Annotated in this window: 22 protein-coding genes; 9 read left to right on the top strand and 13 right to left on the bottom strand. The window is 69.9% G+C overall.

Going from position 1 to position 26666, the window contains the following annotated elements; translation table 11 throughout:
* Positions 1-2 precede the first annotated feature (2 nt).
* From ABZ552_RS10765 to ABZ552_RS10785, 5 genes are read right to left on the bottom strand one after another with little or no spacing between them, the layout of a single operon-like run.
* Complete coding sequence (locus tag ABZ552_RS10765; protein ID WP_357436568.1) at positions 3-497, bottom strand: flavin reductase family protein; 495 nt, start codon at positions 495-497, stop codon at positions 3-5.
* On the bottom strand, positions 494-1726 hold the full coding sequence (locus tag ABZ552_RS10770) for an enediyne biosynthesis protein (RefSeq protein WP_281917582.1): 1233 nt from the start codon (positions 1724-1726) through the stop codon (positions 494-496). Before ABZ552_RS10770 ends, ABZ552_RS10765 begins: the two co-directional genes overlap by 4 nt.
* Positions 1723-3735 carry a CRTAC1 family protein gene (locus ABZ552_RS10775; protein WP_281878240.1) on the bottom strand — a complete coding sequence of 671 codons (2013 nt, stop codon included), beginning with the start codon at positions 3733-3735 and terminating at the stop codon, positions 1723-1725. The genes ABZ552_RS10770 and ABZ552_RS10775 overlap by 4 nt, the downstream gene beginning before the upstream one ends.
* Complete coding sequence (locus ABZ552_RS10780; RefSeq protein ID WP_281878241.1) at positions 3732-5156, bottom strand: aminotransferase class I/II-fold pyridoxal phosphate-dependent enzyme; 1425 nt, start codon at positions 5154-5156, stop codon at positions 3732-3734. Before ABZ552_RS10780 ends, ABZ552_RS10775 begins: the two co-directional genes overlap by 4 nt.
* Positions 5153-11482, bottom strand: coding sequence for a type I polyketide synthase (locus ABZ552_RS10785; protein WP_281878242.1), 6330 nt, complete (start codon positions 11480-11482; stop codon positions 5153-5155). The genes ABZ552_RS10780 and ABZ552_RS10785 overlap by 4 nt, the downstream gene beginning before the upstream one ends.
* A 449-nt stretch (positions 11483-11931) precedes the next feature.
* Here ABZ552_RS10785 and ABZ552_RS10790 point away from each other — a divergent pair, with 449 nt between their 5' ends.
* Positions 11932-12486 (top strand): nuclear transport factor 2 family protein, encoded by a 555-nt coding sequence (locus ABZ552_RS10790; RefSeq protein ID WP_281878243.1) that lies wholly within the window; start codon positions 11932-11934, stop codon positions 12484-12486.
* Positions 12487-12501: 15 nt separating this feature from the next.
* Here ABZ552_RS10790 and ABZ552_RS10795 read toward each other — a convergent pair whose 3' ends face one another.
* Positions 12502-13230 carry a TetR/AcrR family transcriptional regulator gene (locus ABZ552_RS10795; protein WP_281878244.1) on the bottom strand — a complete coding sequence of 243 codons (729 nt, stop codon included), beginning with the start codon at positions 13228-13230 and terminating at the stop codon, positions 12502-12504.
* An 874-nt stretch (positions 13231-14104) separates the two neighbouring features.
* On the opposite strand from ABZ552_RS10795, the gene ABZ552_RS10800 reads away from it, so the two are divergent.
* Entirely contained in the window at positions 14105-14563 is a 459-nt protein-coding gene (locus tag ABZ552_RS10800) for a DUF6545 domain-containing protein (protein ID WP_357436572.1), read from the top strand.
* 49 nt (positions 14564-14612) lie between these two features.
* Here ABZ552_RS10800 and ABZ552_RS10805 read toward each other — a convergent pair whose 3' ends face one another.
* A complete protein-coding gene (locus tag ABZ552_RS10805; RefSeq protein ID WP_281878249.1) occupies positions 14613-15014 on the bottom strand; it encodes a PaaI family thioesterase in 402 nt (133 codons plus the stop codon).
* A gap of 166 nt (positions 15015-15180) precedes the next feature.
* On the opposite strand from ABZ552_RS10805, the gene ABZ552_RS10810 reads away from it, so the two are divergent.
* Positions 15181-16038: a cyclopropane mycolic acid synthase family methyltransferase gene (locus tag ABZ552_RS10810; protein ID WP_281878250.1), complete on the top strand. Its 858-nt coding sequence runs from the start codon at positions 15181-15183 to the stop codon at positions 16036-16038.
* 12 nt (positions 16039-16050) lie between these two features.
* Here ABZ552_RS10810 and ABZ552_RS10815 read toward each other — a convergent pair whose 3' ends face one another.
* Together ABZ552_RS10815 and ABZ552_RS10820 are read right to left on the bottom strand one after the other, a co-directional pair.
* Positions 16051-16800, bottom strand: a complete 750-nt coding sequence (locus tag ABZ552_RS10815; RefSeq protein WP_281917586.1) for an SDR family oxidoreductase — start codon at positions 16798-16800, stop codon at positions 16051-16053.
* A gap of 64 nt (positions 16801-16864) precedes the next feature.
* Positions 16865-17236 carry a hypothetical protein gene (locus tag ABZ552_RS10820; RefSeq protein ID WP_281878254.1) on the bottom strand — a complete coding sequence of 124 codons (372 nt, stop codon included), beginning with the start codon at positions 17234-17236 and terminating at the stop codon, positions 16865-16867.
* Between the two features lie 533 nt (positions 17237-17769).
* On the opposite strand from ABZ552_RS10820, the gene ABZ552_RS10825 reads away from it, so the two are divergent.
* The 3 genes from ABZ552_RS10825 (at position 17770) to ABZ552_RS10835 (ending at position 20654) form a co-directional block, all read left to right on the top strand.
* Positions 17770-19146 carry an N-acetylmuramoyl-L-alanine amidase gene (locus ABZ552_RS10825; protein ID WP_357436575.1) on the top strand — a complete coding sequence of 459 codons (1377 nt, stop codon included), beginning with the start codon at positions 17770-17772 and terminating at the stop codon, positions 19144-19146.
* A 94-nt stretch (positions 19147-19240) separates the two neighbouring features.
* Positions 19241-20275, top strand: coding sequence for a CobW family GTP-binding protein (locus tag ABZ552_RS10830; RefSeq protein WP_357436577.1), 1035 nt, complete (start codon positions 19241-19243; stop codon positions 20273-20275).
* Positions 20276-20462: 187 nt separating this feature from the next.
* Entirely contained in the window at positions 20463-20654 is a 192-nt protein-coding gene (locus ABZ552_RS10835) for a hypothetical protein (RefSeq protein ID WP_281917588.1), read from the top strand.
* Here the strand turns inward: ABZ552_RS10835 and ABZ552_RS10840 are convergent.
* The 4 genes from ABZ552_RS10840 to glp form a co-directional block, all read right to left on the bottom strand.
* Entirely contained in the window at positions 20578-21657 is a 1080-nt protein-coding gene (locus tag ABZ552_RS10840) for an AraC family transcriptional regulator (RefSeq protein WP_281917589.1), read from the bottom strand. The genes ABZ552_RS10835 and ABZ552_RS10840 overlap by 77 nt on opposite strands.
* A gap of 163 nt (positions 21658-21820) precedes the next feature.
* Entirely contained in the window at positions 21821-22255 is a 435-nt protein-coding gene (locus ABZ552_RS10845; protein ID WP_281878263.1) for a molybdenum cofactor biosynthesis protein MoaE, read from the bottom strand.
* Positions 22242-23303, bottom strand: a complete 1062-nt coding sequence (gene moaCB / locus ABZ552_RS10850; protein ID WP_281878265.1) for a bifunctional molybdenum cofactor biosynthesis protein MoaC/MoaB — start codon at positions 23301-23303, stop codon at positions 22242-22244. The genes ABZ552_RS10845 and moaCB overlap by 14 nt, the downstream gene beginning before the upstream one ends.
* Positions 23300-24544 (bottom strand): gephyrin-like molybdotransferase Glp, encoded by a 1245-nt coding sequence (gene glp / locus ABZ552_RS10855; RefSeq protein WP_281878266.1) that lies wholly within the window; start codon positions 24542-24544, stop codon positions 23300-23302. The genes moaCB and glp overlap by 4 nt, the downstream gene beginning before the upstream one ends.
* Positions 24545-24718: 174 nt before the next feature.
* On the opposite strand from glp, the gene moaA reads away from it, so the two are divergent.
* The 3 genes from moaA to ABZ552_RS10870 all read left to right on the top strand — a co-directional run bounded on the left by moaA (position 24719) and on the right by ABZ552_RS10870 (position 26594).
* The gene (gene moaA, locus ABZ552_RS10860; RefSeq protein ID WP_281917590.1) at positions 24719-25777 is read left to right on the top strand and encodes a GTP 3',8-cyclase MoaA; all 1059 of its coding nucleotides are present in this window, start codon (positions 24719-24721) and stop codon (positions 25775-25777) included.
* A complete protein-coding gene (locus ABZ552_RS10865; RefSeq protein WP_281917591.1) occupies positions 25770-26012 on the top strand; it encodes a MoaD/ThiS family protein in 243 nt (80 codons plus the stop codon). The genes moaA and ABZ552_RS10865 overlap by 8 nt, the downstream gene beginning before the upstream one ends.
* A 144-nt stretch (positions 26013-26156) precedes the next feature.
* Positions 26157-26594: a nitroreductase family deazaflavin-dependent oxidoreductase gene (locus tag ABZ552_RS10870; RefSeq protein WP_281917592.1), complete on the top strand. Its 438-nt coding sequence runs from the start codon at positions 26157-26159 to the stop codon at positions 26592-26594.
* Positions 26595-26666: the final 72 nt, after the last annotated feature.

The following is a 26666-nucleotide window of genomic DNA, read 5'->3' on the forward strand; positions in this document are numbered from 1 at the left end:
CGTCACAGGATGAAGCGGCGAAAACCGCCGTCGAAGAACGTCAGCGCTCCCGTGGCGGCGAGTCGGGCGTCGCGTTCGGCGTGCAGTACTTCGCCGACGACGATGCTGTGGTCGCCGCTGTCGAAGATGTTGTCGAGCGTGCATTCCAGACCCGCGGCCGCGTGCGCCAGCATCGGCGCCGCGGTGTGCGGTCCGGGAAACCACTCGACCTGGTCGAATTGCGCGTCGCCGTCGGGGCGCGCGGAGTCGGCGAAGTACCGGGCCACCGGCTCCTGGTCGGCCGACAGCACGGAAACGGCGAACGCGCCCGCCTCGTGGATCGCCCGGTGCAGGCGCGCCGTGTGGGCGACGCACACCAGGATCAGCGGGGGATCCAGCGAGACGGACGTGAACGCGTTGGCGGTCATGCCGTGTGGCCGTGGCGACCCGGTGGTGACCACGGTGACACCGGTGGTGAACGCGCCGAGCACGCGGCGCAGCTCGGCGCGGTCGGTCATGAGCGGGCCGCCTCCTTCACCGGCTCGGGTTCGCGCGCTATGTCGGCCTCCAGGTCGTCGGCCACCACGGGCTGCTCCGCCGCCTCCGGCGCCGCGCCGCGTTGCCGCCACCATTCGGCGATCCCGCGGACCCACCAGTAGACGCCGCGAGCGCCGCAGACGATGACCAGTGCGATGAACAACCCGTAGGAGATGTGCAGCGCGGTGACGACGCCGTACATGATGCCCACCGAGGCGCCGAACATGATCTGCTGCTTCTTGCCCGACGGGGTGGTGCCCGGGTCGGTGACCATGTAGTTGGTGAACAGCACGAACGCCAGGCCGGTCATCATGCTCAGGCCGGCCAGGATCGAGACGTTCGGCTCGATGAGCCCGCGCACGATGGCCTGCAGCGCGAACGCGCCCACCCACGCCATGATCAGCGGCATCTTCAGCGTCAGCTTGGCGTTGAGCATGGTGCCGGTCGTCAGCAGGCCCAGGACGATGAGCGCGTCCGCCGGGCCCGTGATGTATTCGGTGAAGTGGTACGGCGGGGCCACCGCGATCATCGGGAACACCAGGAAGCACACCACGACGCCGAAGTTCGACGGGTTCATGAAGTGGCGCATCTTGCCGTTGATCTTGGCGCGCAGCACCCACTTCGTGCCGACGGCGACCACGATGCCGAAGATCACCGGCCACAGCTTGTCGTGCGCGAAGGTCAGGAAGTTGAACGCCAGACCCGTGATGTGCGCGGGCAGCAGGAACTCGAACAACCCGCGCGGCCCCCGGCCCCGGAAGGCGGGGGGCCGCTTGTACGCCCAGGCCGCCAGGACTTCCAGCCCGATCTCGGTGGTATAGGCGGTGGCCAGCGCGATGAACGGCCAGAGGAACGGCTGCTCGAAGCCGAGCAGCGGGAACCCGATCAGGTTGAAGATGGTGATCGAGATGGCGAAGTTGCGCAGCGCCAGGTAGCGCGGATCCTTCGTGGCGGCGGGCTTTTCCACCCATTCCTTGGCGAACTCGGTGCCCGAGCGCTGGACCGCCGAGATGCGTTCCGCCGCCGAGACGCTCGTCCCGTTGCCGTTGCCGTTGCCGGCCGTGGCGGCGGCTCCGCCCTCCGTGGCCGTGTCGTCGCCCCCGGGAGCGCCGTGGGCGGCGCTGCCGTTGCCGTCGGCCGCCGAGGTCTCGTGGTGGCCGTTCGAGGCGGCTGTCGCCTCGCCCGGATCCTTCTTGTCGTTGTCGCTCATCGCTGCTTGACCTCCTGCGCGTCCGAGGCGAGGTTCACGGTGTGCCAGCCCGGCGCGAGCTGGAGGGATTGTTCGTGCGGGGTGCCGTTGGTCTCCCGCCAGCGAAGCGTGACGTGCAACGGGGCGGCCGGGTCGACGTCGCCGAGACCGATGTGCACCTCGGTGGCGCGCTTGCCGGTGTGCCCGCTGCCGCCGTCGAGGTGGCTGGTGAGCAACCGGCCGTCCGCCGTGCGGACCTCGACCTGGGCGTCCACGGCCGGAACGCCCTGCGTGGGAAGACCGGCGATGGTGTTCGTGGTCGCGGTGCCCTCCCATGCCTGCCGGAACAGCTTCAGGCCGAGGAACTGGCCGCCCTTCGCCTTGTTGTTGTGGTAGAAGGTCGGGTCGCCCCATTGGCGGGCGACGGCGAAGCTCAGCGCCCCGTTGCCGGACGTGTCGCCGACCGCGATGCCGCGTGAGGGCACCGGGGTGTCCATGCCGAGGGCGTGGGTGAGGTTGGCGAACTTGCCGTCGTCACCGCGGCTGAAGAAGCCGACCGGATTGCTGCCCGCCAGGTCGGCGTCCTCGGCGATGATCGGCCAGGACCACGGGTACTTGGTCAGGTCGTCGTTCATGGTGCCGAGTTCCTGGATCTGCGGCCACCGGTTGGTCTCACCCTTGATCATGCCGGTGGCCTGGACCACCTCGTTGCGACCGTCGTTGTCGAAGTCGTCGATCTTGGCGTCCCAGCCCCAGGTCTCCCAGGCCAGTCCGACGTCGGTCGCGCGGTTCTTGAACGGCGCGACGCCCTCGGCCAGTTGCCGTGCCGCGTCGGCGGTGTCCTTGGCGGTGTTGTAGAACGCGAAGTGGCCTTCCATCAGCGCGAAGCGCACCGCGATGTTGCTGACGAACAGGTCCGGCATGCCGTCGCCGTTCAGGTCGCCGAAGTCGGCCGCCATGCCCTTGTCCGAATCATGGCCGAGCACATACGACTTCGGCTCGGTGATGCCGCGCTCGCCCTCGGCGAAGCCGAAGCGGATCTGTCCCGGCGTGGACTTGTTGACGAACAGGCGGTCGCGCCCGAAGTCGTTGGCCACGTACAGCTCCGGCAGCTGGTCGCCGTTCAGGTCGGACGCGGCGGCGGCCAGCGCCCACCCGGTGTCCATGCCGATCGGGAACGGGTTGGCCACCTCGCGGTAGTCGGCGGTCGGCTCGTCGCCCGCCTTGGCGGAGGCCAGGGTGAAGATCCGGTCCTTGCCGCCGTTGCGCGCGTTGGACAGCGAGTCGGTCATCCACAGCGCGAGCTGGCCCTCCTTGGAGAGCACGTCCATGTCGTTGAAGTACTGACCCAGGTAGATGTCCGGCTTGCCGTCGCCGTCGAAGTCGGACACCGAGACCGCCGCGGTGATCCAGCGTTCGCCTTCGTAGTGCCCGTCCGCGGTGTTCGGGGAGGGGACCAGGTCGATCGGGCGGAACGCCTTGGCGTCCAGCCGGGTCGCGTTGGCGCGCTGCAGGTACAGGATCGGCGTCCGGCCGTAGTACGACACCAGGGCGTCCAGCCGGCCGTCACCGTTGAAGTCGCCGGGGATGCAGCCCGACGGCACGGTGGAGGAGTCGGCGGGTAGCGGTTTCGGGTCGAGCACGAACGGCTCGTACCGGCCGGTGTTGCTGTCCGGCGTCGGCGTGATGAACGCCGTGTCGGAGCGGGGGTCGACCACGCACAGGTCGTCGGCCAGCCGGTTGCCGTCGAAGTCGTTCATCGCGATGGCCGCGCCGACCGACGAGATCCAGGCCGACAGGTGCTTGTACGGCTCGCGCAGCTCGCGGATCTTACGATCGGTCGGCAAGCCCTTGGGCAGCGCGATCGGCATCGCGGTGAAGTCGAACTTGCTCGCGATCGGCCCGCCCGCTTCGTCGTAGGTGGGCAGCAGCGCCGACCGCGCGGGGATGAACAGCGAGCCCATCAGCAGCAGGGCCACCCCGGGCACCACCGCTTTTCGGAGGAGGGATCGGTTGATGGGAATTTTCACGAGTGCTGCTCCTCATGGGCGAGTGTGAATTGCTGTCCCGCGGTGTCCGCGAGTCCGTCGAGCACCTCGCGCAGCGTGGCCAGCGCCTGGTCCATGTGCTGCTCGGTGTGCCTGCAGTTGATGAAGAACCGCAGCCTGGCCTCCCCGGCCGGGACGACCGGATGGGTGATGGCGTTCACGCTGAATCCGCGCTGCAGCATGGCCAGCGCCGCCAGCACCGCCGGTTCGTCGGCGCCGGTCATGACCGGGATGATCGGCGAATCCTCCGAGGTGCCGATGTCGAAGCCGTATTCCTTGGCGCGGCGGTGGAAGTACTCGCTGTTGTGCCGCAGCCGGGTCACGCGTTCCGGCTCGTCGCGCAGGACCTCGAGCCCGGCCAGCGCGGCGCCGATGGCCGACGGGGCCGGCGCGGCGGTGTACATGCTCAACCCGCCTGCGACGTACTTGAATCCGTCGACCAGTTCCCGGTTGCCCGCGAGATAGCCGCCGACGCTGCCGAGCGCCTTGGACAGCGTGCCCATCCAGACGTCCACGGCGTCGCCGGGCAGGTCGAACAGCTCGCGCACGCCGTGCCCGGTGGCGCCCAGCGTGCCGAAGGAATGCGCTTCGTCGATCATGATCGAGCAGTCGTAGCGCCGGGCCACCTCGATGATCTCGGGCAGCCGGACCACGTCGCCGTCCATGCTGTAGAGGCCCTCGATGATCACCATGGCCCGGTCGAAGCTGCGCCGCGACATCTTGAGGATCGTCTCGAGCGACTCGGGATCGTTGTGCCGGAAGGAGACCCGCTTGCAGCGTGACCACTCCGTGCCGGAGACCACGCTGTGGTGGATGAGCGCGTCGCAGACCGCGAGATCGCGCTTGCCGAGCAGGAATCCGACCGCGGCGGCGTTGGTGAGGTAGCCGCTCGCGGTCACCAGCGCGGCCTCGGTGTCGTAGATGCCGGCGATCTCGGCTTCCAATTCGCGATAGATCGGCAGCTCGCCCGCCACGATCCGGACCGCGGCGGCGGAGGTGCCGTACTGATCGATAGCGTCCTTGGCGGCCTGCCGCACCCGCGAGTCGGCGGCCAGATCCAGGTAGCCGAAGCTGCTGAAATTCACCACGTCCCGGTCGGCCATCCTGGTCACCGCGCCGCTGATGCCCTCGTGCGGCAGGTAGTACGGATTGACCAGACCGACCTCGTTGACCCAGGCGTCGAACCGCCCGAACCGCTGCGCGGCCTCGAGCACGCCGGGGTGGTCACGGAACGACGTGTGCGCGACCCCGCGTGTCGCGCTGCCGCCGTTGCCGGTGGCCGCGGCCGGGGCGGCGGAGCCGTTCGCGGCTCGCGCGCCGTTGCCGTTCGCCGGGGCGCTGTTCTCGCCGCTCGCGTGCCTGGCCAGCAGTGCGCGGGCCAGTTCCCTGTTGTTGCCGGTCATTCGTCCTCGCTCCTCGCCGCGCGCTCTTCTTCCTGGGCAATCTGCTCGGCAATTCGCGCGCCGAGCCCGCGCAACGTCAGTCCGATCACGGCGAGCACCGACAGCTGGGTGCCGAGCACCTGCACCACGCGGGCGCCGAACTCCATGCCCATCAGCGAGTCCATGCCGAGCTCGGGCAGCGGGGTGTTCAGGTCGATCGTCTCGGCGTCGACGCCGAGCACCGCGGCCAGCTGCTCGGCGAGCAGGTAGGCCACCACCTCGCCGCGCTGGTCGATACCCAGCTGGAGGATCTCCGCCCGCAGCGCGCCCGCGCCCGACGCGCCGCCGCCCGCGGCCGCCACCTGGTCGGCGAAACGCGGCGTGCGGGTGGACGGGCGGTGCGCCAGCGCCCACTGGCTCCAGTCCACGTCGAACAGCACGATCTGCGGCAGGTTCAGCCGCAGGCATTCGCCCAGCAGATCGGTTGCCACGTCCATGTCCACCGAGCGGTAGCCGGTCATCTCCGCGTACCGGCTGACCGCCTCGTAGTCGGCCATGCCGCCGCCACCGCTCATGAAGCCCCAGTTCACCGCCAGCGCGGCGGCGCCGCGGGCCCGGCGGGCGGCGGCGATCATGTCCAGGACGGAATTGGCCGCCGCGTAGCCGAATTGGGGTGAGATGCCGACGATGCTGCTCGCCGAGGAGAACAGCACGAACATGTCCAGCTCGATGTCGGCGGCGGTGACGGCGGTGTCCAGGTTGACCGCTCCGGCGACCTTGGGCCCGAAGATGTCCGCCAGCGACTCGGCGGTGATCTGCGGTACCTCGAGGTTGTTCACCACACCAGCCGCGTGGAACACGCCGCGCAGCGGGTGCCCGCTCGCTTGGATGCGCTCGACCAGCGCGGCGACGGCGTCGTAGTCGGCCATGTCGAGGCGTTCCTCCACCACTTCCACACCGCCGGAGGCGATCTCGGCGACCGCCGCGCGAGCCGCGTCCCCGGTGGCGCCGCTGCGCCCGGCCAGCACCAGACGTCGCGCGCCGATCCGCGCCAGCCAGCGCGCGGTGGCCAGGCCGAACGCGCCGAAGCCGCCGGTGACCAGGTAGCTGGCCTCGGGATCGATCGGCAGACCCGGCCGTTTGCCCAGCACGGTCGGTTCCGGTTCGCGCAGGTCGAGCACCACGCGGCCGATCTGCTTGGACCGCACCACGGTCTCGAACGCCTCGGCGGTCGAGGCCAGCGGGAATGCGGTGTAGGGCAGATAGTCGTAGGTGCCGTCGTTCAGCGCGTCCATCGCCCGGCGTGCCGCGCGACGGACCAGTTCGGGGCGCACGGCCAAGGCGCGATCCATGTCCACCGCGAAGAATGACAGGTTCCGGTCGAACGGGCGCAGGTCGATCGCGCCACCGCCGTAGATGTCGGCCTTGCCGATCTCGATGATCCGGCCGAATTCGGCGGCCGCCCGCAGGTTCTGCTGGAGGATCTCGCCGGGGGAGGAGTTGTAGACCACGTCGACGCCGCGTCCGCCGGTGAGCGCGAGCACCTCGTCGACGAAGCTGATCGACCGCGAGTTGACCACCTCGTGCGCGCCGGCCGCGGCGGCCACAGCACGGCGCTCCTCCGAGCCCGCCGTCGCGATCACCCGCGCGCCGAGGCGCACCGCCACCTGGACCGCGGCCATACCCATGCCGCCCGCCGCGCCGTGTACCAGCACCGTCTCACCCGCTCGCAGGTGGGCGAGCTCGCCGAAGGCGAATTCGGCCGTCAGGAAGGGCAGCACCGAGCTGGAGTGGCACGGGTCGAGTTCGGTGTCCGGATAGTTCAGGGGCATCGTGGCGCCCTCGTCCGGCCGGAGGGTGACATACCTGCGGACCAGGTCCCTGGCGCACACCGACATCTCGTCACCGACGGCGACCTCGGTCACGCCGGGGCCGACCCGCTCGACCACGCCGAACCCGTCCATCCCCAGGTCGGTGCCGAAGTACGTTCCGGCCAGCTCTTTTTCGGTGAGCACACCGAGCACCTTGAGCGCGTCCTTGTAGTTGAGGCCCACCGCGTCCATCCGGATCTCGACCTCGCCGGGGCCCGGCGGTACGCGATCGACCGCGCGCCACGCCAGATCCGACAACAGCCGGGACCGCGGAATCTCCAGGCGGAACGAACTTTCCGGATCGGTCAGCGGCGCGGCCTCGTCCCAGACCGCCAGATGTTCCCGCAGGGACTTGCGCAGGTGCAGCGCCCAGCACGCGCCCGCTCGCAACGCGACCTCGTCGGCCCGTCCGTCGCCGAACACCTGCTCGACGATGTCGGTGGCGCGTGTGGCCGGTTCGGTGTCGACCAGCCGCCAGTGGACGGCGGGTTGCTCGTTGCGCAGCGTGCGCCGCGCGCCGGTGAGCGCGGCCTGCGCGGGATGCGCGAAGGCGTCGACCGGCAGGCAGAACGCCTGCTCGGTGACCACCACCGCACGCACCTCGGCCGCCGGGGCGTCGTCGTCCTCCTCGCCGACCACCAGCTCGCCGACCGCCTTCGCGACCAGGGCGAGCCCGTAGGCGTTGGGCACGGCGTCCAGCTCGGCGCCCGACACCACGACGAGGCGGCCGCGCGTCGCGCCGGGCCGTTGCTGGGCGGCGCGCAGAGCGGCGAGGACGCGATCCGAGGCGCCGGCCTCCTCCGGGTCCAGGGTGAGGATCTCCGAGAAGGCACGAGCGCTGGCGATCTCCTTCGCGCGCTGGGAGACGGTGCTGCCCAGGCTGACCACGAGCAGGAACTCTTCGCCACCCGTCGATTCGTCGGCGGTCGCGATGTCGTCGACGATGGCCCACACCGGCTCGTAGAACAGGCCGTCGAGCTGGTCGTGCAGGTCCGGCTCGGCCGCCAGCCTGGCGAACCGGACACCCGAAAGTGTCAGTGCGACAATGCCTTCCGGTGAAGCGACGGTGATGTCCGCGCACAGCGGGTCGCCGTCCACCCGGCGGACGAGCACGACCGCCTGCTCGGGCAGCGGCCCGGTCCAGCGCACCCCGGCGACCGAGGACGGCACGACGACGCTCGCGCCGCGCGCCGTCTGGGCGTACAGGGCGGCGAAGCACTGCAGCGCGGCGTCGACCGCGGCGGGGTGGGCCAGATGCGGCAGGCTCGGCGAACTGCCTGCCAGCGGCGTGAGATCCAGCCGCGCCAGTACGGAGTCGGCCCCCACGCGGGCGTCGGTGATCAACCGGAAGCTCGGACCGTAGGCCAGGCCGTGCGCGGCGAGGCCGTCGTAGAGGGTCGCCGCGGTCACGTCCACCGCGTCCGCCGCCGGAGTGAGGTCGATGGTGCGCGCGTCGACGTCCGCCTCGATCAGCCTGCCGTACGCGTTGACCGTCCAGGTGGTCGCGGTGGCGGCGCGCGAGCGCAGGGTGAACCGGTGGGTGGTCTCCTCGACCGTGAGGCGCAGGACCGGCACGTCATGCCGTGCGATCACCAGCGGCGCGACGAACTGAACCGACTCCAGCCCGAAGGTGGCGCGGCCGGTCCGTACCGCGGCGGCGCTGAGCGCGGCGTCCAGATACGCCGCGCCCGGAAGCACGACCGACCCGTCGACCACGTGATCGGGCAGCCACGGCAGCGCGGCCACGGACAGCTCGACCTCCCACTCCGGGGCGGAAGCCGCGGTGCGCTGCCCGAGCATGACGTAGCCGTCCACGGCGCCGACGCGATCCGCCTCGATCGCGGGGTCCTCGATCCAGAGCCTGCGGCGCTGCCACGGGTAGCGAGGCAGATCCAGATGCGCGGTGGGGGTTTCCGGCGCGCCGGGCGCGTGCGTGGTGTCCAACCCGCCCACCTGGTACAGCTCGCCCACCGCGCGCAACAGGTTGTCCCGGTCGTCGGCGTTGCGGGCCAGGGTGCTGATCGCCGCGCCGTCGAGGCCGCGGCGCACGAACGCCTCCTTGATGTTGCCGCTGAGCACCGGATGCGGGCCGACCTCCAGGAACACCCGGTGCCCGGCGTCGAGCAGGCTGTCCACGGCCGCGCCGAATGCCACCGGCTCGCGCACGTTGCGGCACCAGTACTCGGCGTCCCACTCGGGGCCGGACAGCTCACCACCGGTGACGGTGGACCAGATCGGTACCCGCGCGGGTCGCGGCGCGAGGTCGGCCAGCGCCGCGGTGAGATCGCCGAGAATGGGATCCATCAGGTGGCTGTGGTAGGGCACCTCGACGCGCAGGGCCTTGGCGAACACGCCTTCCTCGGTGAGTTCTTCTCGGATGCGGTCCAATGCGGCGAGGTCGCCGGACAGTGTCGCCGCGGAGTGGCTGTTGATCGCCGCGACGCAGACGCCCGGCACATCGGCCAGGCGCTCGCGCAGCTGTTCCTCCGGCAGCCCGACGGCGAGCATGCCGCCGGTGCCCGCGGTGGTGGCCTGTAACCGGGCGCGGTGATAGCTCACCAGCAGCGCGTCGCGCAGCGACAGCGAGCCCGAGACATAGGCCGAGGCGACTTCACCGACGCTGTGGCCGACCACCGCGGCGGGGTGGATGCCGAGTTCGGCGAGTTCGGCCACCAGCGCGGCTTGGACCAGGAAGTTCGCCGGTTGCGCGTAGGCGGTCCTGGTGATCCGCGATTCCGCTTCCGGGCGCAGGAGTTCCTCGACGATCGACCAGCCCGCGATCTCGCGGAAGACCTCATCGATCGCCCGCGCGGCGGTCGCGAAATGCCCGCCTGCCTCGAGCAGGCCGCGGGCCATGCCCCACCACTGCGGGCCCATGCCGCTGAACACGAACACCGGCTGGGTGGAACCGTCGGTGAGCGCCCGGGCGGGCGACTTGCCCGAGCCCGCGGCGAAATCGGCGAGCTGGGTGCGCAGATCGTCGGCGTCACGATAGGCGAAGGCGGCGCGAAGCGGATGATGCGCGCGCTGCGCCCACGCCGCCTCGGTCACCGCCTCGACGGGGGTGGCCTCGGCGAGGTCGTGCAGCTGGGTGGCCATCGTGCGCAACGCGGTCTCGTTGCGGGCCGACAGCGGCAGCACGGTGATCGGTCCGCGCGCGGACTCCGCGGCGGGGGCGGGCACTTCCGGCGCGCGGGTGAGGATCGCGTGGGCGTTGGTGCCGCCGTAGCCGAAGCTGTTGACCGCCACCGCGGCCCGGCCGTCGTCGTTCGGCAGCGGTTCGGTCTCCAGCGGAATGCGTACCCGCAGTCGGTCGAAGTCGATCTCGGGGTTCGGGTTGTCCAGCCGCAGTTGCGGTGCGATGACGCCGTGGTGCAAGGTCAGCGCGGCCTTGATGACGCCCGCGACGCCCGCCGCGGCCTCGGTGTGCCCGATGTTGTTCTTCACCGAGCCGACCGGCAGCGGCTCGTCGCGGCCCTCGACCGCGCCGTACACCGCACCCAGCGCGGCCAGTTCGAGCGGATCGCCGACCGGTGTGCCGGTGCCGTGCGCCTCCACATAGCGGATGTCGTGCGCGTCGATGCCCGCCAGCCGGCGCACCCGCCGGGCCAGTGCCTCCTGCGCGACGGGGTTGGGCACCGGGATGGCCAGTGTGCGGCCGTCCTGGTTGACGCCGCTGCCCCGCACCACCGCGTAGATCCGGTCGCGGTCCCGCACCGCCGCGTCCAGCTGCTTGAGCACCACCGCGCCCGCGCCCTCGCCACGGCCGTAGCCGTCGGCGGCCGCGTCGAAGGACTTGCACCGGCCGTCCACCGCGAGGAACCGGCCTTTGCACATGGAGATGAACGCTTCCGGCCGCAGCATCGCGTTGGCGCCGCCGACGATCGCTGTCTCGCACTCGCCCGATTCCAGCGCGAGCACCGCTTGGTGCAGCGCGACCAGCGAGGACGAGCAGGCGGTGTCGATGGTCATGGTGGGCCCGAGCAGATCCAGCAGGAACGCGATGCGGGCCGACAGCAGCGTGTGCGACGAACTGGTCGGGCTGTGGCTGTTGATCGAGGCCCGCGACACCGAGCCGCTGCGCACCAACGCGTTGTCGTTCATGAAGCCGCCGACGAACACGCCGACCTCCCGGCCGCTGACCCGGCCCGCCATCCCCGCGTCGTCCAGCGCCTCCCAGGCGACCTCCAACAGCAGCCGCTGCTGCGGATCCATGATCGACGCCTCGCGCTGGGAGATGCCGAAGAACTCGGCGTCGAACTCCCACAGCGGCTGGGTCAGGAATCCGCCGTGCCTGGTGTACATCCGGCCCGGCGCGTCCGGGTCCGGGTCGTAGAACTTCGCCAGGTTCCAGCGGTCCGCCGGCACTTCCACGATCCCGTCGCCCTTGTGCACGACGAGATCCCAGAACGAGTCCGGTCCGTCGATGCCGCCCGGAAAACGGCAGCCGATACCGACAATTGCTACATTGGGCATGAAAAATCCCCTGATGCTCAGGTATTCGAAAACATCGGCGTTTCTCGCCGACGTCGTCGAAACAGCGTGGAGACAACCGGAAGCGCGACGCCGGTAAACCTGTTCGGCCAGCAGCGTCGTCCGGAGGTGAAGTGGTTCCGCGGTAGGAGGTCTGTGTCCACCCATGGTAGGAGGCCCGATTCGCGAAGGTCAATACGGAATCGTACCGCTCGGGGCCGAAATATATTGCGGCGTAAGTAATGACAACTCGTTATCACCGCAGTTCAGAACGGGTATGACGGTATTATTCCGGTGTTATTACACGGTTATGGCCGCCGAACCTGCGGTAAATTACACCGTTATTCCGATGTTATTCCGCGTCATTCGGCGCCGGTTCACCGAGAGCTGTTGAGTCCGCGCTCCATTCGTGGCTACCATGGCTCGTCGAATACGCACTGGGGTGAAAGGCGATGGGCGTGGATCCGTACAACACCGGGCAGTTCCGTATCGAGCCGGAGGCCGAACCCATCGAAAGCGCCGCGTGGTTGCTCGAGTTCACCGAGCAATACATCGCGGGCTGGAACAGCGGAGACGGTGCGGCGGTCGCGAAATGCGTCACCGAGGACACGATCTGGCACGATCCGTCGCTGGACGCGCCCGCGCACGGGCGGGCGGGCGTGGAGAAGTTCGTCACCGATACGGTGCGCTCGTTCCCGGATGTCGCCTACACCAATCCGTTCGCGCCGGTGCTCGCCGCGGACAACCGGCTCGCCCTCGTGCCGTGGCGGATGACCGGCACCCACCTCGGTCCGATCGACCCGCCCGGGTTCGGGCCGACCGGCAAGCGCATCGATCTGCTGGTCATCGACGCGTGGCAGTTCCGCGACGGGCTGATCTGGCGCAGTCAGGCCACCTGGGACCTCACCGAGATGTTGCTTCAATTGGGGCTGATGCCACCGCGCGGGAGCGCCGCCGAGCGCGCGATGGCACGCGCCCAGCGGTTCAGGTCCCGGCTGCCGTTCTGACCCGGACGCGAGCGGTCAGTCGCCGAACAGCGTGGCGAACCGTTCCACGGCGAGCAGGACCGCCGCGCCGACGGTTTCCAGTTCCGCGCCCATGCCGACGAGCAGATTCACAATCGCGGGCACCAGCACTTCGAGTAGACCGTCGTCGCCCAGATGGCCGGCCATCTCCAATTGGACGAAGCCGAACAGTCCCATCCACAGCTGTGCCGCGGCGGAACGGACGTCCGGCGTGTTGATCAGCCCGGCGTCCTGCGCGCGCTGCACCGCGCCGACCACGTGGTCGAAGGTCTCCGCGTAATGCTCGAACTCCGAATCGTGCCCCGCCACCAGCACATTGCCGCGGTTGATCTTGAGGTCGATGCGGGTCCCGGTGCCGAACATCAGCTGGAAGAGTTCCGGCCTGCGCTGGGCCTCGTCGCGGAACACGAGGCCGAGCACGAGCAGATCCGTGATCGGTTCGTCGGTCACCCCGGCTGCGGTCATACGCTCGGCCAGCTGGGCGAAGCCGGCGGATCCCGCGGCTCGGATCAGGCCGGGCATCCCCCCGAAGTTGGAATACACCGCCATCGTGGAGACCCCGCACATCCGCGACACGCGGCGGACGGTGAGCGCGTGCAAGCCCTCGGTCGACACCACCTCGACGGTCGCGTCGATGAGACGATCACGCAACGCGGTGTTCATCGAGTCCGTCCCGGCGGCCGGGCGCACGGCTAGTTCAGTTGTTCCGGCAGTCTGCTTGCTCATCGCTTCCGTTTCCCCAGCGCGGTCACGCCGCGACGCATAGATCCGCTAGTGCGCTGTCCTCGGGAAGGCGGTACCGCCGCTCGACCGAGCGCGCCACGGGTGTGACCACCGCGCGGGCCGACGGCCGCGGCCGGAGTGTTCGCGCACGGCCCGGCCGTGGTGGGGGAACGACATCTGTTCCGATCGATGCACCTTCGACTCGCTCGGTCCGGAAAGCTGATCGTGGTTCATCGCGCACAGATATCTCCGTTCTTGCCGCACGAACGGGCGGGCAGAGCATGAGGTGGAGCCGCGTTCGCGGACTACGCAGAGCAGACGCACCCGCCTGGAGGTGCGTGTCGGAGGTGAGTGTCGTCACTGAAACTCTATGTGATACACCGTAACATCCACAGTCATTCGACCAAATCTTTTGCGCCCTTTTCCAATTCGTCCCCGAGTGCGGCGCTGTGACTTCGCACGAGCTACGCGCGGAGATTCTGGGCTCGGTGACAATCGGTGCGCGCGTCACCCCGGTAATCGGAACGGGATGCCGAAAAAGGGACAAACAAGACATATGCTCGGTGCCCGGAAGTGTGAATCGGGTCTGGAACTGCGCGGTCACGAACATCCGGCAACGGTATCGTTCGCGGCCGACAGTTTCGCGGGTGGGAGGTCGGCCGGTGTCATCTGTTCCGGGAATGATCGCCTGGCCTGCGCTCGGGCTTCGTCGCGCTGGTCGGTGCGGGCCGCCTGCTGCTTCTGCGCGACACGGTGGTCGACCGACTGGTGAATCGGCTGTTCGTGTGGGGCGTGCTGAGCCTGCTGCTGTACCGGTGCACCGTGACGCCCGGTATCGCGAGCCTGACGCACCAGCCGACCGGGCTTGGGTACGCAGGTGCTCAGGATCGAGGCGACGGTCACCATCTGTCTGACGCTCGACGCGGCGCTGGTCGCGATTCCGCTGGTGCGGGCCCTGCCGGACACGGCGGAACTCGACCGGCCCGGGCGATCCTGCCGCAGGCTGCGCCCGCTGTGGCGAGATCTCACCGCCGCCGTGCCCGAGATCGTGCTGCGGCCCGCCGCAGACGAGCGGGATGATGGGAAGGTCCGGCTGCTGCGGATGACGGTGGAGATCCAAGACGCGCTCCTGCAGCTCGGACGCTATGCTCCGGCGACCGCCGAGCCGGTCGGATCGGGATGCCCGCTGACCGACTACGCACGTCAAGTGGCGTGCGCGGCGGCCGCGCGCCGGTCCGGGTCGGCGCCGGACGGCCGGACCGCGGTGCGGCTGCCGATCACCGCCGCGGATTTCGACGCGGGACTGCGGCAACTGCTCGACCTGGCCCGCGTGTAACCGGCCGCCCGCGCGGCGGCGGGATGAGCGGCGTGCGGGCGGCCTGCGGCTAGAGCACCGCTTGGGTCTGGGTGACCTTCGCGACCAGCTTGTCCGCGTCGTCCCGGACGACGGTCTCGACCACGATGAACGAGCGCCCGGCATGCAGCGGGGTCGCCGACGCGATGGCGTGCCCGGAGCGGACGGCGCGCAGGAAATTGGTCTTCGACTCCACCGTGGTGGTGCCCTGCTTGCCTTCGGGCAGGTTCAGGAACGCGCAGACCGCGCCGGTGGCGTCGGCCAGCGACATCAGCACCCCGCCGTGCAGCACCCCGCCGAGCGTGCACAGTGATTCGTCCCAGGCCAGGCGGCTGCGGACCAGCTCGGGTCCGTGGGCGAGCACCTCGACGCCGAGGCGCTCGGTGAACGGCATGGTCTGGTGGAACAACTTGGTGCCCGTCTCATCGATCATGGGCGCGATCTTGCCCGTCGCCGGTCGCGGAGTCGATTACCTCGGGGGTAATCGCCCGTTGTCCTACGGAGACCTGCACATCGGTTCGGTATCGGTCGGCGTGTGGTGAAACGCCGCGGCGGGTGCGGGGGTATCAGTGCATGAACCCGATGAACAGGAGAACGCGATGACCGACCTCCAGCCGTTCTATCGGCAGGTGCAGGCGCACTACGACCTTTCCGACGAGTTCTACGCGCTTTTCCTCGACCCGACGATGACCTATAGCTGTGCCTACTTCCAGCAACCGGACCTGACGCTCGAGCAGGCGCAGCGCGCCAAGATCGATCTGGCGCTCGGCAAGCTCGACCTGCGGCCGGGAATGACCCTGCTCGACGTCGGATGCGGCTGGGGCTCGACGATGCTGCGTGCCGCCACCGCCTACGGCGCCGAGGTGGTGGGCTTGACGCTCAGCCGCAATCAGTACGACTACGTCACGGACAAGATCGAGCGCGAGCGCATCCCGGGCGCGCAGGTCCGGTTGCAGGGCTGGGAGGAATACGACGGCGCGGCCGATCGGATCGTCAGTATCGGCGCGTTCGAGCATTTCCGGCGGTCCCGGTACGAGGCGTTCTTCGAGCGATGCCACCGGATGCTGCCGCCGGACGGCCGGATGCTGCTGCACACCATCGTCGGGTACACGCTGAAAGACCTGCGGCGGATGCAGATTCCCGTCACCCGGGAAGACGCGCTGTTCCACATCTTCATCAAGCGGGAGATCTTCCCTGGCGGACAACTGCCGCACCCCGCCGAAGTCACGCGGCTGGCCGGACGCGCAGGGCTCGGCACGGAGAGGATGCAGGAGTTGCGGCCGCATTACGCGCGGACCCTCGACTGCTGGGCGGAGGCCCTGCGGGCGCACCGGGAGGAGGCGGTGGCCCTCGCGTCCGAAGAGGTCTACCAGAGATACCTCAAATACCTGACCGGGTGTGCGGCGCAGTTCCGCGCAGGCCGCATCGACGTCATCCAGTTCACGCTGGTCAAGTGACCGGCGGCCGGGTCAGCTCAGCCGCGCCACCAGGGCATCGGGCAGGTGGGGCAGCGCGAGGTCGACCAGCCGCCACGGCCAGCCGGGCACGCAGGCCCGCCGCCGCTCCTTCTCGATGGCGGCCACCATGGCCGCGACGCCTTTGTCCAGGGGCGCCACCATCCGTGCGTCCCCCGCCTTGGCGGCCATGTCCGTGGCGATGAACCCCGGCAACAGCGTGGTCACCGTGATCGGCGAACGGGCCAGTTCGGTGGCCAGCGCCTCGCCGAGCGCCGCCAGTCCGGCCTTGCTCGCCGAATAGGCCGCCTTCTTGCCGGGAAGGCCGCGGACCGCGCTCATCGAGGCGACCAGGACGAGATGTCCGGCTCGCTGGGCGTGGAAGATCTCCAGCGCCGCTTCCGCCTGCGCCAGCGCGCTGACGAAGTTCGTCGTGGCCGTCGCGAGGTTCGCGTCCGCGCGTCCGCTGCCGACCCGCGCGCCCTTGCCGATACCGGCGTTGACGATCACGCGGTCCAGGCCACCGAGTTCGTCGCGCAGTTCCTCGAAGACGACCGGCACCGCCGCGTGGTCGTCCACGTCGAGGGCGCGCACGGCGACGGTGATTCCGGGATGGGTCGCCGCCAGCTCGTCGCGCAGCGCCGTGAGCGCGTCCAGCCTGCGGGCGCACAGCGCGAGATCGCGACCCTTGGCCGCGAAGTCACGCGCCATGGCGGCCCCCAGGCCCGCGCTCGCCCCGGTGATCAGAATCCTCTTCCGCGTCATGCGGCTGACCCTAGTCTTTGTTGAACGCGAGTCAATATGCCGCCTGTGTGCGGTGTCCGTTGATTCAGCCGCCGAACGAGCCGGTCGGCGGCGACGCGGGCAGCAACCGCCACGGCCCGCAGTTCTCGGTCTTGAACCCGACGTCGGTCGCCTTGATCTCCACCCGGACGGGGCCGAGCCGGGTGTAGTTGTTCGCGATGATGTACTGCATGTTCGTGCTGTCGCCCTCGACCTTCCAGAGCCTTCGCCAATCGCAGGCGTAGGCGGGGTCGGGGGTGCCGGGCGCCTCCCAGACCCCGGGCGCGATGTCGACGCCGACCAGGTAGACGCCGTCGTGTGACATGGTGTTCGCGGGTTCGGCCGCCGCCGTTCCCGTGGCGAGCAGCGTCACCGCGGTGGTCATGGCTCCCGCGAACAGGAGTGCGCGCGCACGCATACCGATTCTCCTTGACTTGTACTACCGCCGCGTCCACGGTCGTCGTTCTCCCGTCGGCGCGGCCGACCCGAGACCCCCGATCTCCGCGGCAAGGAATACCAGAACCGACCAGGCGGTGTGCCCCGAATCCGGGAATCTGCGCGGGTTCGGTCTCCGGCACGCCGCAATCGGCGAACTCGTCCCGTTACGTGCTCGACTTCACCGACGGTTTCGTCGATGACCTCTCGGTAGCACAGCTACTGGCCACGACACCCTGTGCCCGCTGTGCTGTGGTCGCCGGTGCGTCCCGCCCACCAGGAAGTCGTCGACGATTTCGGCGCGCCGATCGGCGTGCCGAAGCCGCAAATGCATTACGCTCTGCTATCTCCGCGCAAACCGCCTGGCCGAGGTTGATCGCCGGGTGTCGCGCATGCTGTAACACTTCGATCACGCAGCTTGCTTTGCTGATACACGCGTTGCCAGAGTGAACCACTGGGTTTGGTGTTACAAGTGGGAAGGGAGGGGCGCCCCGTTCCAGGGGCGCCGACCGCACTATGAAGCCAAGCATCGTCAAAGCCGGTATCTGTAGCGCCGTCACGGCGGCGGTAACGGTGACGCTGTCCGGGTTGCTCCCGGTCACCGCACAGGCGGAGCCGTCACCGCTGGACATGTCCAAGAAGCTCGCAGGCAAGACCGTTTTCCTCGATCCCGGTCACCAGGGATCGAACCACTCCCAAGACTTGGCAAGACAGGTCAGCGATGGTCGCGGCGGCACGAAGGACTGCCAGACCACCGGCATGACCACCATGAACGGCGTTCCCGAGCACACCATCACCTGGAACGTTGCCCAAGTCGTCAAGACGTCGCTGGAAACGCTCGGCGCGCACGTGGTGCTGAGTCGCCAAGACGACCTGAACTGGGGCGGCTGCATCGACGACCGAGCCCGCGCGGCGAGCCAGTCCGGCGCGGATCTCGCCGTGAGCATTCATGCCGACAGCGCGCCCGCGCAGTATCGCGGGTTCCACCTGATCGTCCCGGAACTGCCCATCCCGAATCTGATCATCGATCAGGCGCAGTCGGGAGCGGGTCTCGCCGCGTCCAAAGCGGTGCGCGACGCCTACCGCGAGGCGGGATTCCCGCCCGCGAACTACGGCGGTGTGGTGGACGGTCTGCAGACCCGTAAGGACGTCGCCGGGCCCGCCCTGACCACCGTCCCGGTCGTCTTCCTGGAGATGGGCAACGGCGCCAATCCCGAAGACGCGGCGCTGCTGGAAACACCGGAGGGCCAGCTCAAGCACGCCATCGCGCTGACCACCGGCGTGGTCGGGCACCTGCTCGGCGCACCGCGGCCGGGTGCCGCGCCGGATCAGCAGACCGGGCAGACCGCTCCGCAGGGCTCCACGCTCGACCACCCGGCGGCGTCCCCGGAGACCTCGCAGGGGCAGACGGTTCCGGGTGGTTTACCGGCGCAGACGAACCCGGTGGTACCGCAGGCTCAGACGATTCCCGCGGTGCCGCAGAACTCCACGACTCCCGGAGCGCCGCAGAGCCAGGCAGCGCCGCAGAGTTGGACGATCCCCGGAGTGCCGCAGGGTACGACGCCCGGCGCGCCGCAGAGCCCGGCGGCTCCCGCGGTGCCGCAGGCACAGTCCGTTCCGGGCACGTCGACGCCGAAGCCCGCCCCCGGTACGGCGACACCCCAGTCTCCGGGCACCTCGGCGTCGCCGACATCGCCGGGTACGTTTGGGACCCAGTCGCCGGGCACGCCGAACGCGCAGCAGTCACCCGGGACCGCCGGGGGCAACGCCTCGATCATGGAACTGCTGATGCCGCTGGCGAAGCTGCTCGGCTTGGACAAGAACGCCATCGCCACGGAGCTGATCAACCTCGGCTACAGCCTGGCGGGCATGCTGCTGGGCCCCTCGAAGTAGTTCGCACATCGAACCCGCCGGACGCCACTCTCACCGCCGCGAGGGTGGCGTCCGGCTTTCCGCCCGGGTCGCGCGGCGCACTAGGGTGAGCGGAATGGCTGACCGGATTCCTGTTGTGCTCGTCGCGGGGTTTCTCGGTTCCGGGAAGACCACGCTGCTCAACCATTTGCTCCGGGACAACCGGGGAACCCGGATCGGCGTGGTGGTCAACGACTTCGGGGCGATCAACATCGACTCGATGCTGGTCGCCGGACAGGTCGACGCCATGGTCTCGCTCGGCAACGGCTGCGTGTGCTGCGCGGTCGACGTCACCGAACTGGACGAGCTCTTCACCCGGCTCACCCAGCCGCGCGCCGGGATAGACGTGATCGTGGTGGAAGCCAGCGGCCTGGCCGAGCCGCGCAACCTCATCCGGATGGTGCTCGGCAGCGACAATCCGCGCCTGCGCTACGGCGGGCTGGTCGAAGTGGTCGACGCCGAACAGTTCCCGCAGAGCAGCGCCCGCCACCCGGAACTGCGCACCCATCTGCGGCTGGCCGATCTGGTGGTGGTGAACAAGGCCGATCGGGTCGCGCCCGAGCGGCTCGCCCGGCTGCGCGCGGACATCGCGGCGCTGGTCGGTTCGGTGCCGGTGTACGCCACCACCTACGGCCGGATCGATCCGGGGCTGCTGTTCGACGAACCGCTGCGCGCGCGCCCGGCAGTGGCCGAGCAGCTGAGTTTCGACGAACTGCTCATCGAGCACGACCACGAGGACCACGCCGGGCACCGTCATCTGCACGACGACTACACCAGCGTCTCGTTCGCCAGCGGACGAGCGTTGGACCCGCGCAAGTTGATCGGCTTCCTGGAGGACCCGCCCGCGGGATTGTTCCGGGCCAAAGGGTTCGCCGCCTTCGGCGTGGCCGACGAACGCAGGAAGTTCGTCCTGCACATGGTCGGCCGTCACATCGTCTTCGAGCCGGGCACCTGGTCGCGCGGCGAGTCACGAGGCGCGCAGCTGGTGCTGATCGGGGCGGGCCTGCACACCGACACGGCCCTGGCCCGGCTGCGCGACACCGTGCACGACACCGCCGAACCGCTCGACGCCCAGAGCATGCTCGGCGTGTGGCGCTACACGCCGCACTGAGCGCATCGGATTTTGGCGCGTTCGGTCGCGACCTGTCGCGTTCGGTGCTGGTAACCGAGCGGTCTTTTCATGAGACTGAATGCGTGTCCGCCGGGCGGTGGGCACCGGGAGCTTACTGCCGCGCGCGGCGCCGCTCGGCAGCCGATCCGTAACCGACCGAATCGTTCCGCTACCGATGGGAGTATCCGTGTCAGATTCCATGGAGAGCGCCACCGCTTACGTCATCGAGGCGCTGGAGGCCAAGGGCACCGCCACCCGCGACGACTTCGACGTTCCCGCGATCGTCGCCGAGACCCACGCCATCACCAACAGCTGGGATTTCCGGGCGATCGAGGACGCGACGTTCTGGTCGATCGCCGCGCGGTTCCTGAGGCCGTGAACGTCTGCTCGACCCGCGGCACGGACGCGGCAGGCGACCACCGCCGAGCCGCTCGCCGCAACGATCCCGGGTCGGAGTAGCCGAGGATCTCCGCCTGGCGCGCCGGGCTCAGCGGACCGGCGGCGGTCGCGGCGACCCACCGCGTGCCGCGCGCCCGGTCCAGCTCCGCGCGCCACGTGGTACCCGCCTCGCGCAACCGCCGCTGCAGCGTGCGCGGGCTGGTGGCCAGTCTGCGCGCCACCCGCTCCAAAGACGCGTCGCCTTCGTCCAAGCAGTCCGCCAAGGCGGCCGCGACGCGCTCCGGCCAGGCGGTGGCCAGCGGTGGCGGTGGCGGCAGCGCGGCGGCCAAGGGCTGGAGAATGCCGGCCAGAACCGGGTCGCTGGTCGTCAACGGCCGGTCCATGTCCGCGGCGCGGAAGGTCATGGCGTCCACCGGCGCGCCGAACTCGATCGCGGTGGTGCCGAAGACCTCGACGAAGGTGCCGATCTTGGCGGGGGCGTGCTGGCGCAACGAGACCCGCACCGGGGCCAGCGGTTCGCGCACCACCCGCCGCGCCCGGCTGAGCACCGCGCTCAGGCCCCACAGCTGGGTGAGATCGCGGCCGCGGCCTTCCCCGTCGATCATGTCGAGATACAGGGTGACCTCGTCATCGTTCTCCGCGACCAGGTCGAATCGGTGGTTGGTGGTCACCGCGGTGACGTACGGCCCGCAAGTCGCCAATCCGGCGCCCAGCGTCGGCGCCGAGGAGAACAGGTAGTCGTACAGACCCAGACAGGTGAGCTGGTAGCGGCTGGCCACATTCAGGGCGACGTCCGGGTCGCCGAGTTCGTGTTCACCGATCTCCCACAGCCGGGAGAACGTCTGGCTGGGCAGGTGCAGGTCGTCGCCGGCCATGGTCCACTCCGGCAACCCGGATTCCCGCAGCAGCAGGTCGCGGTCGAGGCCGGCCGCGATGAGTTGCGAGATGACGAATCGGTGGAGCAAGACCTGGTCGGTTCCCATCGCGTGCTCCCTTCTCCCACCGCGACCGATCGGCTCACACGCGCAGCGAGACCGAGCGCGTTCCGTCCCCGGGGCCGCGGCCGTTGCGAGGACGACGACACCGCGACGCGCACACGCTATACCGGCCGTGTTGATTCGTCATGAGTTTCATGTCACGGACAGATCACCCGCAGGCGTTCACCCATTCGGACAGGCCGTCGGCGAACAGTTGCCGCTTCCAGATCGGGACTTCGTGCTTGATCCGATCCACCAGTTCCGCGCACGCCGTGAAGGCCGCGCCGCGATGCGCCGCCGCCACCGCGACGACGATCGCGCGGTCCCCGATGCCGAGCGAGCCGACGCGGTGCACGGCCGCGACCGGCAAGCCGTGCGCCGCGGCGACTTCCGCGCAAACGGTGCGCAGGAAACGCTCCGCTTGCGGGTGCGCGGAGTATTCCAGGGCCGAAACCGCTTGTCCCCCGTCGTGATCGCGGACCTTCCCGGTGAACACCACGACCGCGCCGTAGTGCGGTCCGGTGACCGCCTCCTCGACCTGCGCTGGGTCGAGCGGCTGGTCGCTGATCCGGGCGAGCCGGACCGTGGCCTCAGCCGTTGTCATGACTTCCACCTCCGGCGACTTGTGCGAGCAGATGATCCAGCAGCGGTTCGAGCACCGCGATGCCGTCTCGGACGCCGCCCGGCGAGCCGGGCAGATTCACGATCACCGAGCGTCCGGCGAGCCCCGCCACGCCCCGGCTCAGCGCCGCCAGCGGGAACTTCGCGGTGCCGCGCTGCCGGATCGCCTCGGCCACACCGGGCAGTTCGCGGTCGAGCAGCGCGAGGGTGGCCTCCGGGGTCGCGTCGGTGGGGGAGGCGCCGGTCCCGCCGGTGCTGACGACGAGCGCGGGTTCGAAACGCAGCGCGTCGGCCAAGCCGAATTCGATCTCGGCGTCGGCGTAGACCAGCGGGCCACGCACCGAGAAGCCGAGACCGGTCAGCCAGTCCACGAGCACCGGCCCGGTGGTGTCCTCGCGGGTGCCCGCCGCGACACCGGTCGAGGCGACCAGCACCACCGCCGAGCGTTCCTCCTCGGCGAACTCCACCTCGGCGTACTCGGGGGTGTCCGGCTCGGCATCCACCTCGTCGAGGGGAAGTTCTTCGCTGGTCACCGCCTCGATTTCCGCGGGGGCTTCGTCGGCCGGGCGCTCCCAGTGCCCGCGCTTGCCGCCTTCTTTGGCGAGCAGCCGCACGCCGTCCAGCGTCGCCGCGGGGTCGACGGCCTTCACCATGTCGTGCAAGGTCAATCCGGCGACCGCCACCGCGGTCAGCGCTTCCATCTCGACGCCCGTGGGGCCCTTGGTCTTGGCGGTGGCCTCGATCGTGATGGCGGTGTCGGTGAAACCGAACTCGACGCGCACCGACGACAGCGCCAGCTGATGGCACAGCGGGATCAGTTCGGAGGTCTTCTTCGCCCCCGCGATGCCCGCGATCCGGGCGGTGGACAGCACGTCAGCCTTCGGCATGTCGTCGGCTCGCACCAGCGCGACCACCTCGGCCGTGGTGCGCAACTCGCCTGCCGCGACGGCGATCCGGGTGGTGTCGCTCTTCTCGCTCACGTCCACCATGCGGGCGCGGCCTTCGTGGTCGACATGGGACAACTCGCTCATAACAACCACACTCGCACAAGCGCCCCGGCGGGCAGCGCGGTGACCTCGGCGGGCACGTCGATCAGCACATCGGCCTGCGCCATCGCCGCCACCAGATGCGAGCCCGGACCGGACGCAACCTCGACCGCCCGCGGCTGCCCCTGCGCGGGCGGTTCACCCGGATGCCCGCGGATCAGCTTGCCGCGCAGGAACTGACGCTTGCCCTCCGGCGAGCGCGGCACCGCGCCGACCAGGGGAAGCTCATAGGTGTCCACCGTGGGCAGACCGGCGAGGTGACGCAGTATCGGGCGGGCGAACACCTCGAAGGACACCATCGTGCTGACCGGATTGCCGGGGAAGCTGAGCACCGGTACCCCGTCGACGACGGTCAGCCCCTGCGGACCGCCCGGTTGCATCGCGACCGAGCCGAACCGCCCGCCCATCGGCTCGAGCACGTCCTTGACCACCTCGAAGTCGCCCTTGGACACTCCGCCGGAGGTGAACACCACGTCGGCGTGCTCGGTCGCCGCCGACAGCAGCGCGCGGAAACGCGCCGGATCGTCGGTGCTGTGCGCCACCGAGACGACCTCGACGCCGTTGGCCGCCAGCGCCGCGGCGAGGGCGATGCCGTTGGAGTTGTAGATCTGCCCGGGACGCAGCGGTTTTCCGGCCGCCACCAGCTCGTCGCCGGTGGTGATCACCGCACCGCGCACCGCGCGGAAGACCGCCACCGCGGATAAGCCGACCGCGGCGAGGGCGGCGACGTGCCGGGGGGCGAGCCGGGCGCCCGCCCGCACGAGCAGATCGCCGGTCCGGACATCGGTGCCCGGTTCCCGCACGAATTCCCCTGCGCTGCGGCCGCGTTCGATGGTCACCGTGCCGTCGCCCACGCTGGCGTCCTCCACCGGCACGACGCAGTCCGCGCCGGGCGGGACCGGCGCGCCGGTCATCACCTTCATCGCCGCGCCCCGCGGCAGCGGCGTCCGGCCCGCCGCGCCTGCCGCGACCACGCCGGCCAAGGGCAGGGTGACCGGCGCGACCAGCACCGATTCGGCGCGCACCGCGTAACCGTCCATCGCGGAGTTGCGGAAGACCGGCAGGTCGATCGGCGAACGGACGTCCTCGGCCAATTGCCTGCCCAGCGCCGACGCCACCGCGACGGTCTCCACCGTGCGCGCGGCCAGGGGCCGCAGCAGCTGTTCGATGCTGTCGCGGTAGTCGTCGACGGGCTCGGCCGAGACGCCGGCGGGCCGAGGGTTCATGCGAGTCAGCCTAACGCCCGATCCGGGCGTTTTCCGCCGCTGCCGCCGTGCGGCGTTCGCGCGCGGCTCGCCCGGTGCCCAGCGCCTGCCTCACCGCTGCCGCGTCGGCGCGGTGAGCCGCCGCTGCGCCGTTCCGCCCGTCGGCGAATCGGGACAGGCGGTCATAATGGACGTGTGACTCTGGTCGAGATCGGGATTCCCGCCGTGCGTTCCGGGCGTCCCTCGCTCGCCGGGCGGCCCGACACCCCCTTTTTGCTGGATCGTTTCGGACGTGTCGCCCGCGACCTCCGCGTATCCATCACCGAGAAGTGCTCGCTGCGCTGTACCTATTGCATGCCCGAGGAAGGGCTGCCGGAGATCCCGCGCGACGAACTGCTCACGGTGGACGAGATCGTGCGGCTGGTGCGCCTTGCGGTGCGAGATCTGGGGGTGCGCGAGGTCCGCTTCACCGGGGGCGAGCCGCTGATGCGCCGCGACCTGGAACAGATCATCTCCGGCTGCCACGCCGAGGTGCCCGGCGTTCCGCTGGCGATGACGACCAACGGCATCGGGCTCGAGCACCGCGCCCGCGGCCTCGTGGCGGCGGGCCTGCACCGGGTGAACGTGTCGCTGGACACGGTGGACCGGGCCGGATTCGCGCGGCTGACGCGCCGCGACCGCCTCGAATCGGTGTTCGCTGGTATCCGCGCCGCCCAGGCGGCGGGGCTGGCCCCCATCAAGGTCAACGCCGTCTTGATGCGCGGCACCCTCGCCGGGGCGTCCGATCTGCTGCGCTGGTGCCTGGCCGAGGGCTGCGAGCTGCGCTTCATCGAGGAGATGCCGCTCGACGCCGACCACGAATGGGCCCGCGCCAACATGGTCACCGCCGCCGAACTCCTCGACGTGCTCGGCGCGCGTTTCGAGCTCACCGAGGTGGGCAGGCCCGATCCGTCGGCTCCGGCCGAGAAGTGGCTGGTCGACGGCGGGCCCGGCACCGTCGGCATCATCGCCACCGTAACCCGTAAATTCTGCGACAGCTGCGACCGCACGCGGCTCACCGCCGATGGCATGCTGCGTTCCTGCCTGTTCAGCGACCAGGAATTCGACCTACGCCGGGCACTGCGCTCCGGCGCCGGCGACGACGAGCTCGCCGCCATCTGGCGCGGCGCGATGTGGAACAAGTGGGCAGGTCATGGTATCGACGCCGAGGGCTTCGTCCCCCCGGAGCGGACGATGGGAGCCATCGGTGGTTGAGATTCGCTATTTCGCCGCGATCGCCGACGCCGTGGGCAAGGACAGCGAAACCCTCGCGCTCCCGGCCGGTGCCACGGTCGCAGACCTGCGCGCCACCCTATCGGCGACCTACGGCCCGGACCTGGAGAAGATGCTGTCGGTGTGCGCCTACCTGATCGGTGACGAACTCACCCGCGACCCCACGGCCGCGCTCAGCCCGCGCGTCGATGTCCTGCCGCCTTTCGCGGGCGGGTAGACCGCGCCACGGACTACGGGCGGGCGGTCGCGTGCGGTGCGGGCGACCGCTGCCCGAGAGACCGCCACAGCGACATCGCGTCTGGTCGGTCACATCCGTCACGTCTGCGGTACGAGCAGGACCGAGCGGCGGTAGCGTCGGTGCATGGCGACGAGCAGACCCGCTGGCGTGCTGCGGTTTTGGCGGTGGGGGAACCTGGGCACCAGGGCGCTGTCGCGGGTGAATCCCTACTGGGTGGTGCTGGAGACCACCGGACGCCGTAGCGGTCTGCCGCGACGGATTCCGCTGGCGCGTGGACCGGTCGACGGTCAGGTGATGTCGCTGATCTCGGTGCACGGTGAGCGTGCGGACTGGGTGCGCAATATCCGGGCCGATCCGCGGGTGCGGCTGCGGGTGTGGTGGCGGTGGCGCTCGGCCACGGCGGCGGTGATCGAGCTCACCGCCGCCGAACTGTCCCGGTTCAATGTCTACGGCAAGCTCGGCCCCCGACTCTTCGGGCTCGACGACGCTGCCCCAGTGCTGGTGCGCATCGACATGTCCGCCGATCGCGTAGTGCGAGAAGAGGCCTCGCAGCAGCCCTGATCGGCTCAGCGTCCGCGGAGCAGGCGCCCGAACTCGCGGAGCGACCAGGTGCCGCGCTTTCCGGCGCGACGC

The sequence above is a fragment of the Nocardia sp. NPDC019219 genome, assembly GCF_040632645.1.
In the GTDB taxonomy this organism is placed as follows: Bacteria; Actinomycetota; Actinomycetes; order Mycobacteriales; family Mycobacteriaceae; genus Nocardia; species Nocardia sputorum.

Coding starts and splice junctions, on each gene's coding strand:
- ABZ552_RS10765 (WP_357436568.1), bottom strand. CDS start 497: ATGACCGACCGCGCCGAGCTGCGCCGCGTGCTCGGCGCGTTCACCACC.
- ABZ552_RS10770 (WP_281917582.1), bottom strand. CDS start 1,726: ATGAGCGACAACGACAAGAAGGATCCGGGCGAGGCGACAGCCGCCTCG.
- ABZ552_RS10780 (WP_281878241.1), bottom strand. CDS start 5,156: ATGACCGGCAACAACAGGGAACTGGCCCGCGCACTGCTGGCCAGGCAC.
- ABZ552_RS10785 (WP_281878242.1), bottom strand. CDS start 11,482: ATGCCCAATGTAGCAATTGTCGGTATCGGCTGCCGTTTTCCGGGCGGC.
- ABZ552_RS10790 (WP_281878243.1), top strand. CDS start 11,932: ATGGGCGTGGATCCGTACAACACCGGGCAGTTCCGTATCGAGCCGGAG.
- ABZ552_RS10795 (WP_281878244.1), bottom strand. CDS start 13,230: ATGAGCAAGCAGACTGCCGGAACAACTGAACTAGCCGTGCGCCCGGCC.
- ABZ552_RS10805 (WP_281878249.1), bottom strand. CDS start 15,014: ATGATCGATGAGACGGGCACCAAGTTGTTCCACCAGACCATGCCGTTC.
- ABZ552_RS10810 (WP_281878250.1), top strand. CDS start 15,181: ATGACCGACCTCCAGCCGTTCTATCGGCAGGTGCAGGCGCACTACGAC.
- ABZ552_RS10815 (WP_281917586.1), bottom strand. CDS start 16,800: ATGACGCGGAAGAGGATTCTGATCACCGGGGCGAGCGCGGGCCTGGGG.
- ABZ552_RS10820 (WP_281878254.1), bottom strand. CDS start 17,236: ATGCGTGCGCGCGCACTCCTGTTCGCGGGAGCCATGACCACCGCGGTG.
- ABZ552_RS10825 (WP_357436575.1), top strand. CDS start 17,770: ATGAAGCCAAGCATCGTCAAAGCCGGTATCTGTAGCGCCGTCACGGCG.
- ABZ552_RS10830 (WP_357436577.1), top strand. CDS start 19,241: ATGGCTGACCGGATTCCTGTTGTGCTCGTCGCGGGGTTTCTCGGTTCC.
- ABZ552_RS10840 (WP_281917589.1), bottom strand. CDS start 21,657: ATGGGAACCGACCAGGTCTTGCTCCACCGATTCGTCATCTCGCAACTC.
- ABZ552_RS10845 (WP_281878263.1), bottom strand. CDS start 22,255: ATGACAACGGCTGAGGCCACGGTCCGGCTCGCCCGGATCAGCGACCAG.
- moaCB (WP_281878265.1), bottom strand. CDS start 23,303: ATGAGCGAGTTGTCCCATGTCGACCACGAAGGCCGCGCCCGCATGGTG.
- glp (WP_281878266.1), bottom strand. CDS start 24,544: ATGAACCCTCGGCCCGCCGGCGTCTCGGCCGAGCCCGTCGACGACTAC.
- ABZ552_RS10870 (WP_281917592.1), top strand. CDS start 26,157: ATGGCGACGAGCAGACCCGCTGGCGTGCTGCGGTTTTGGCGGTGGGGG.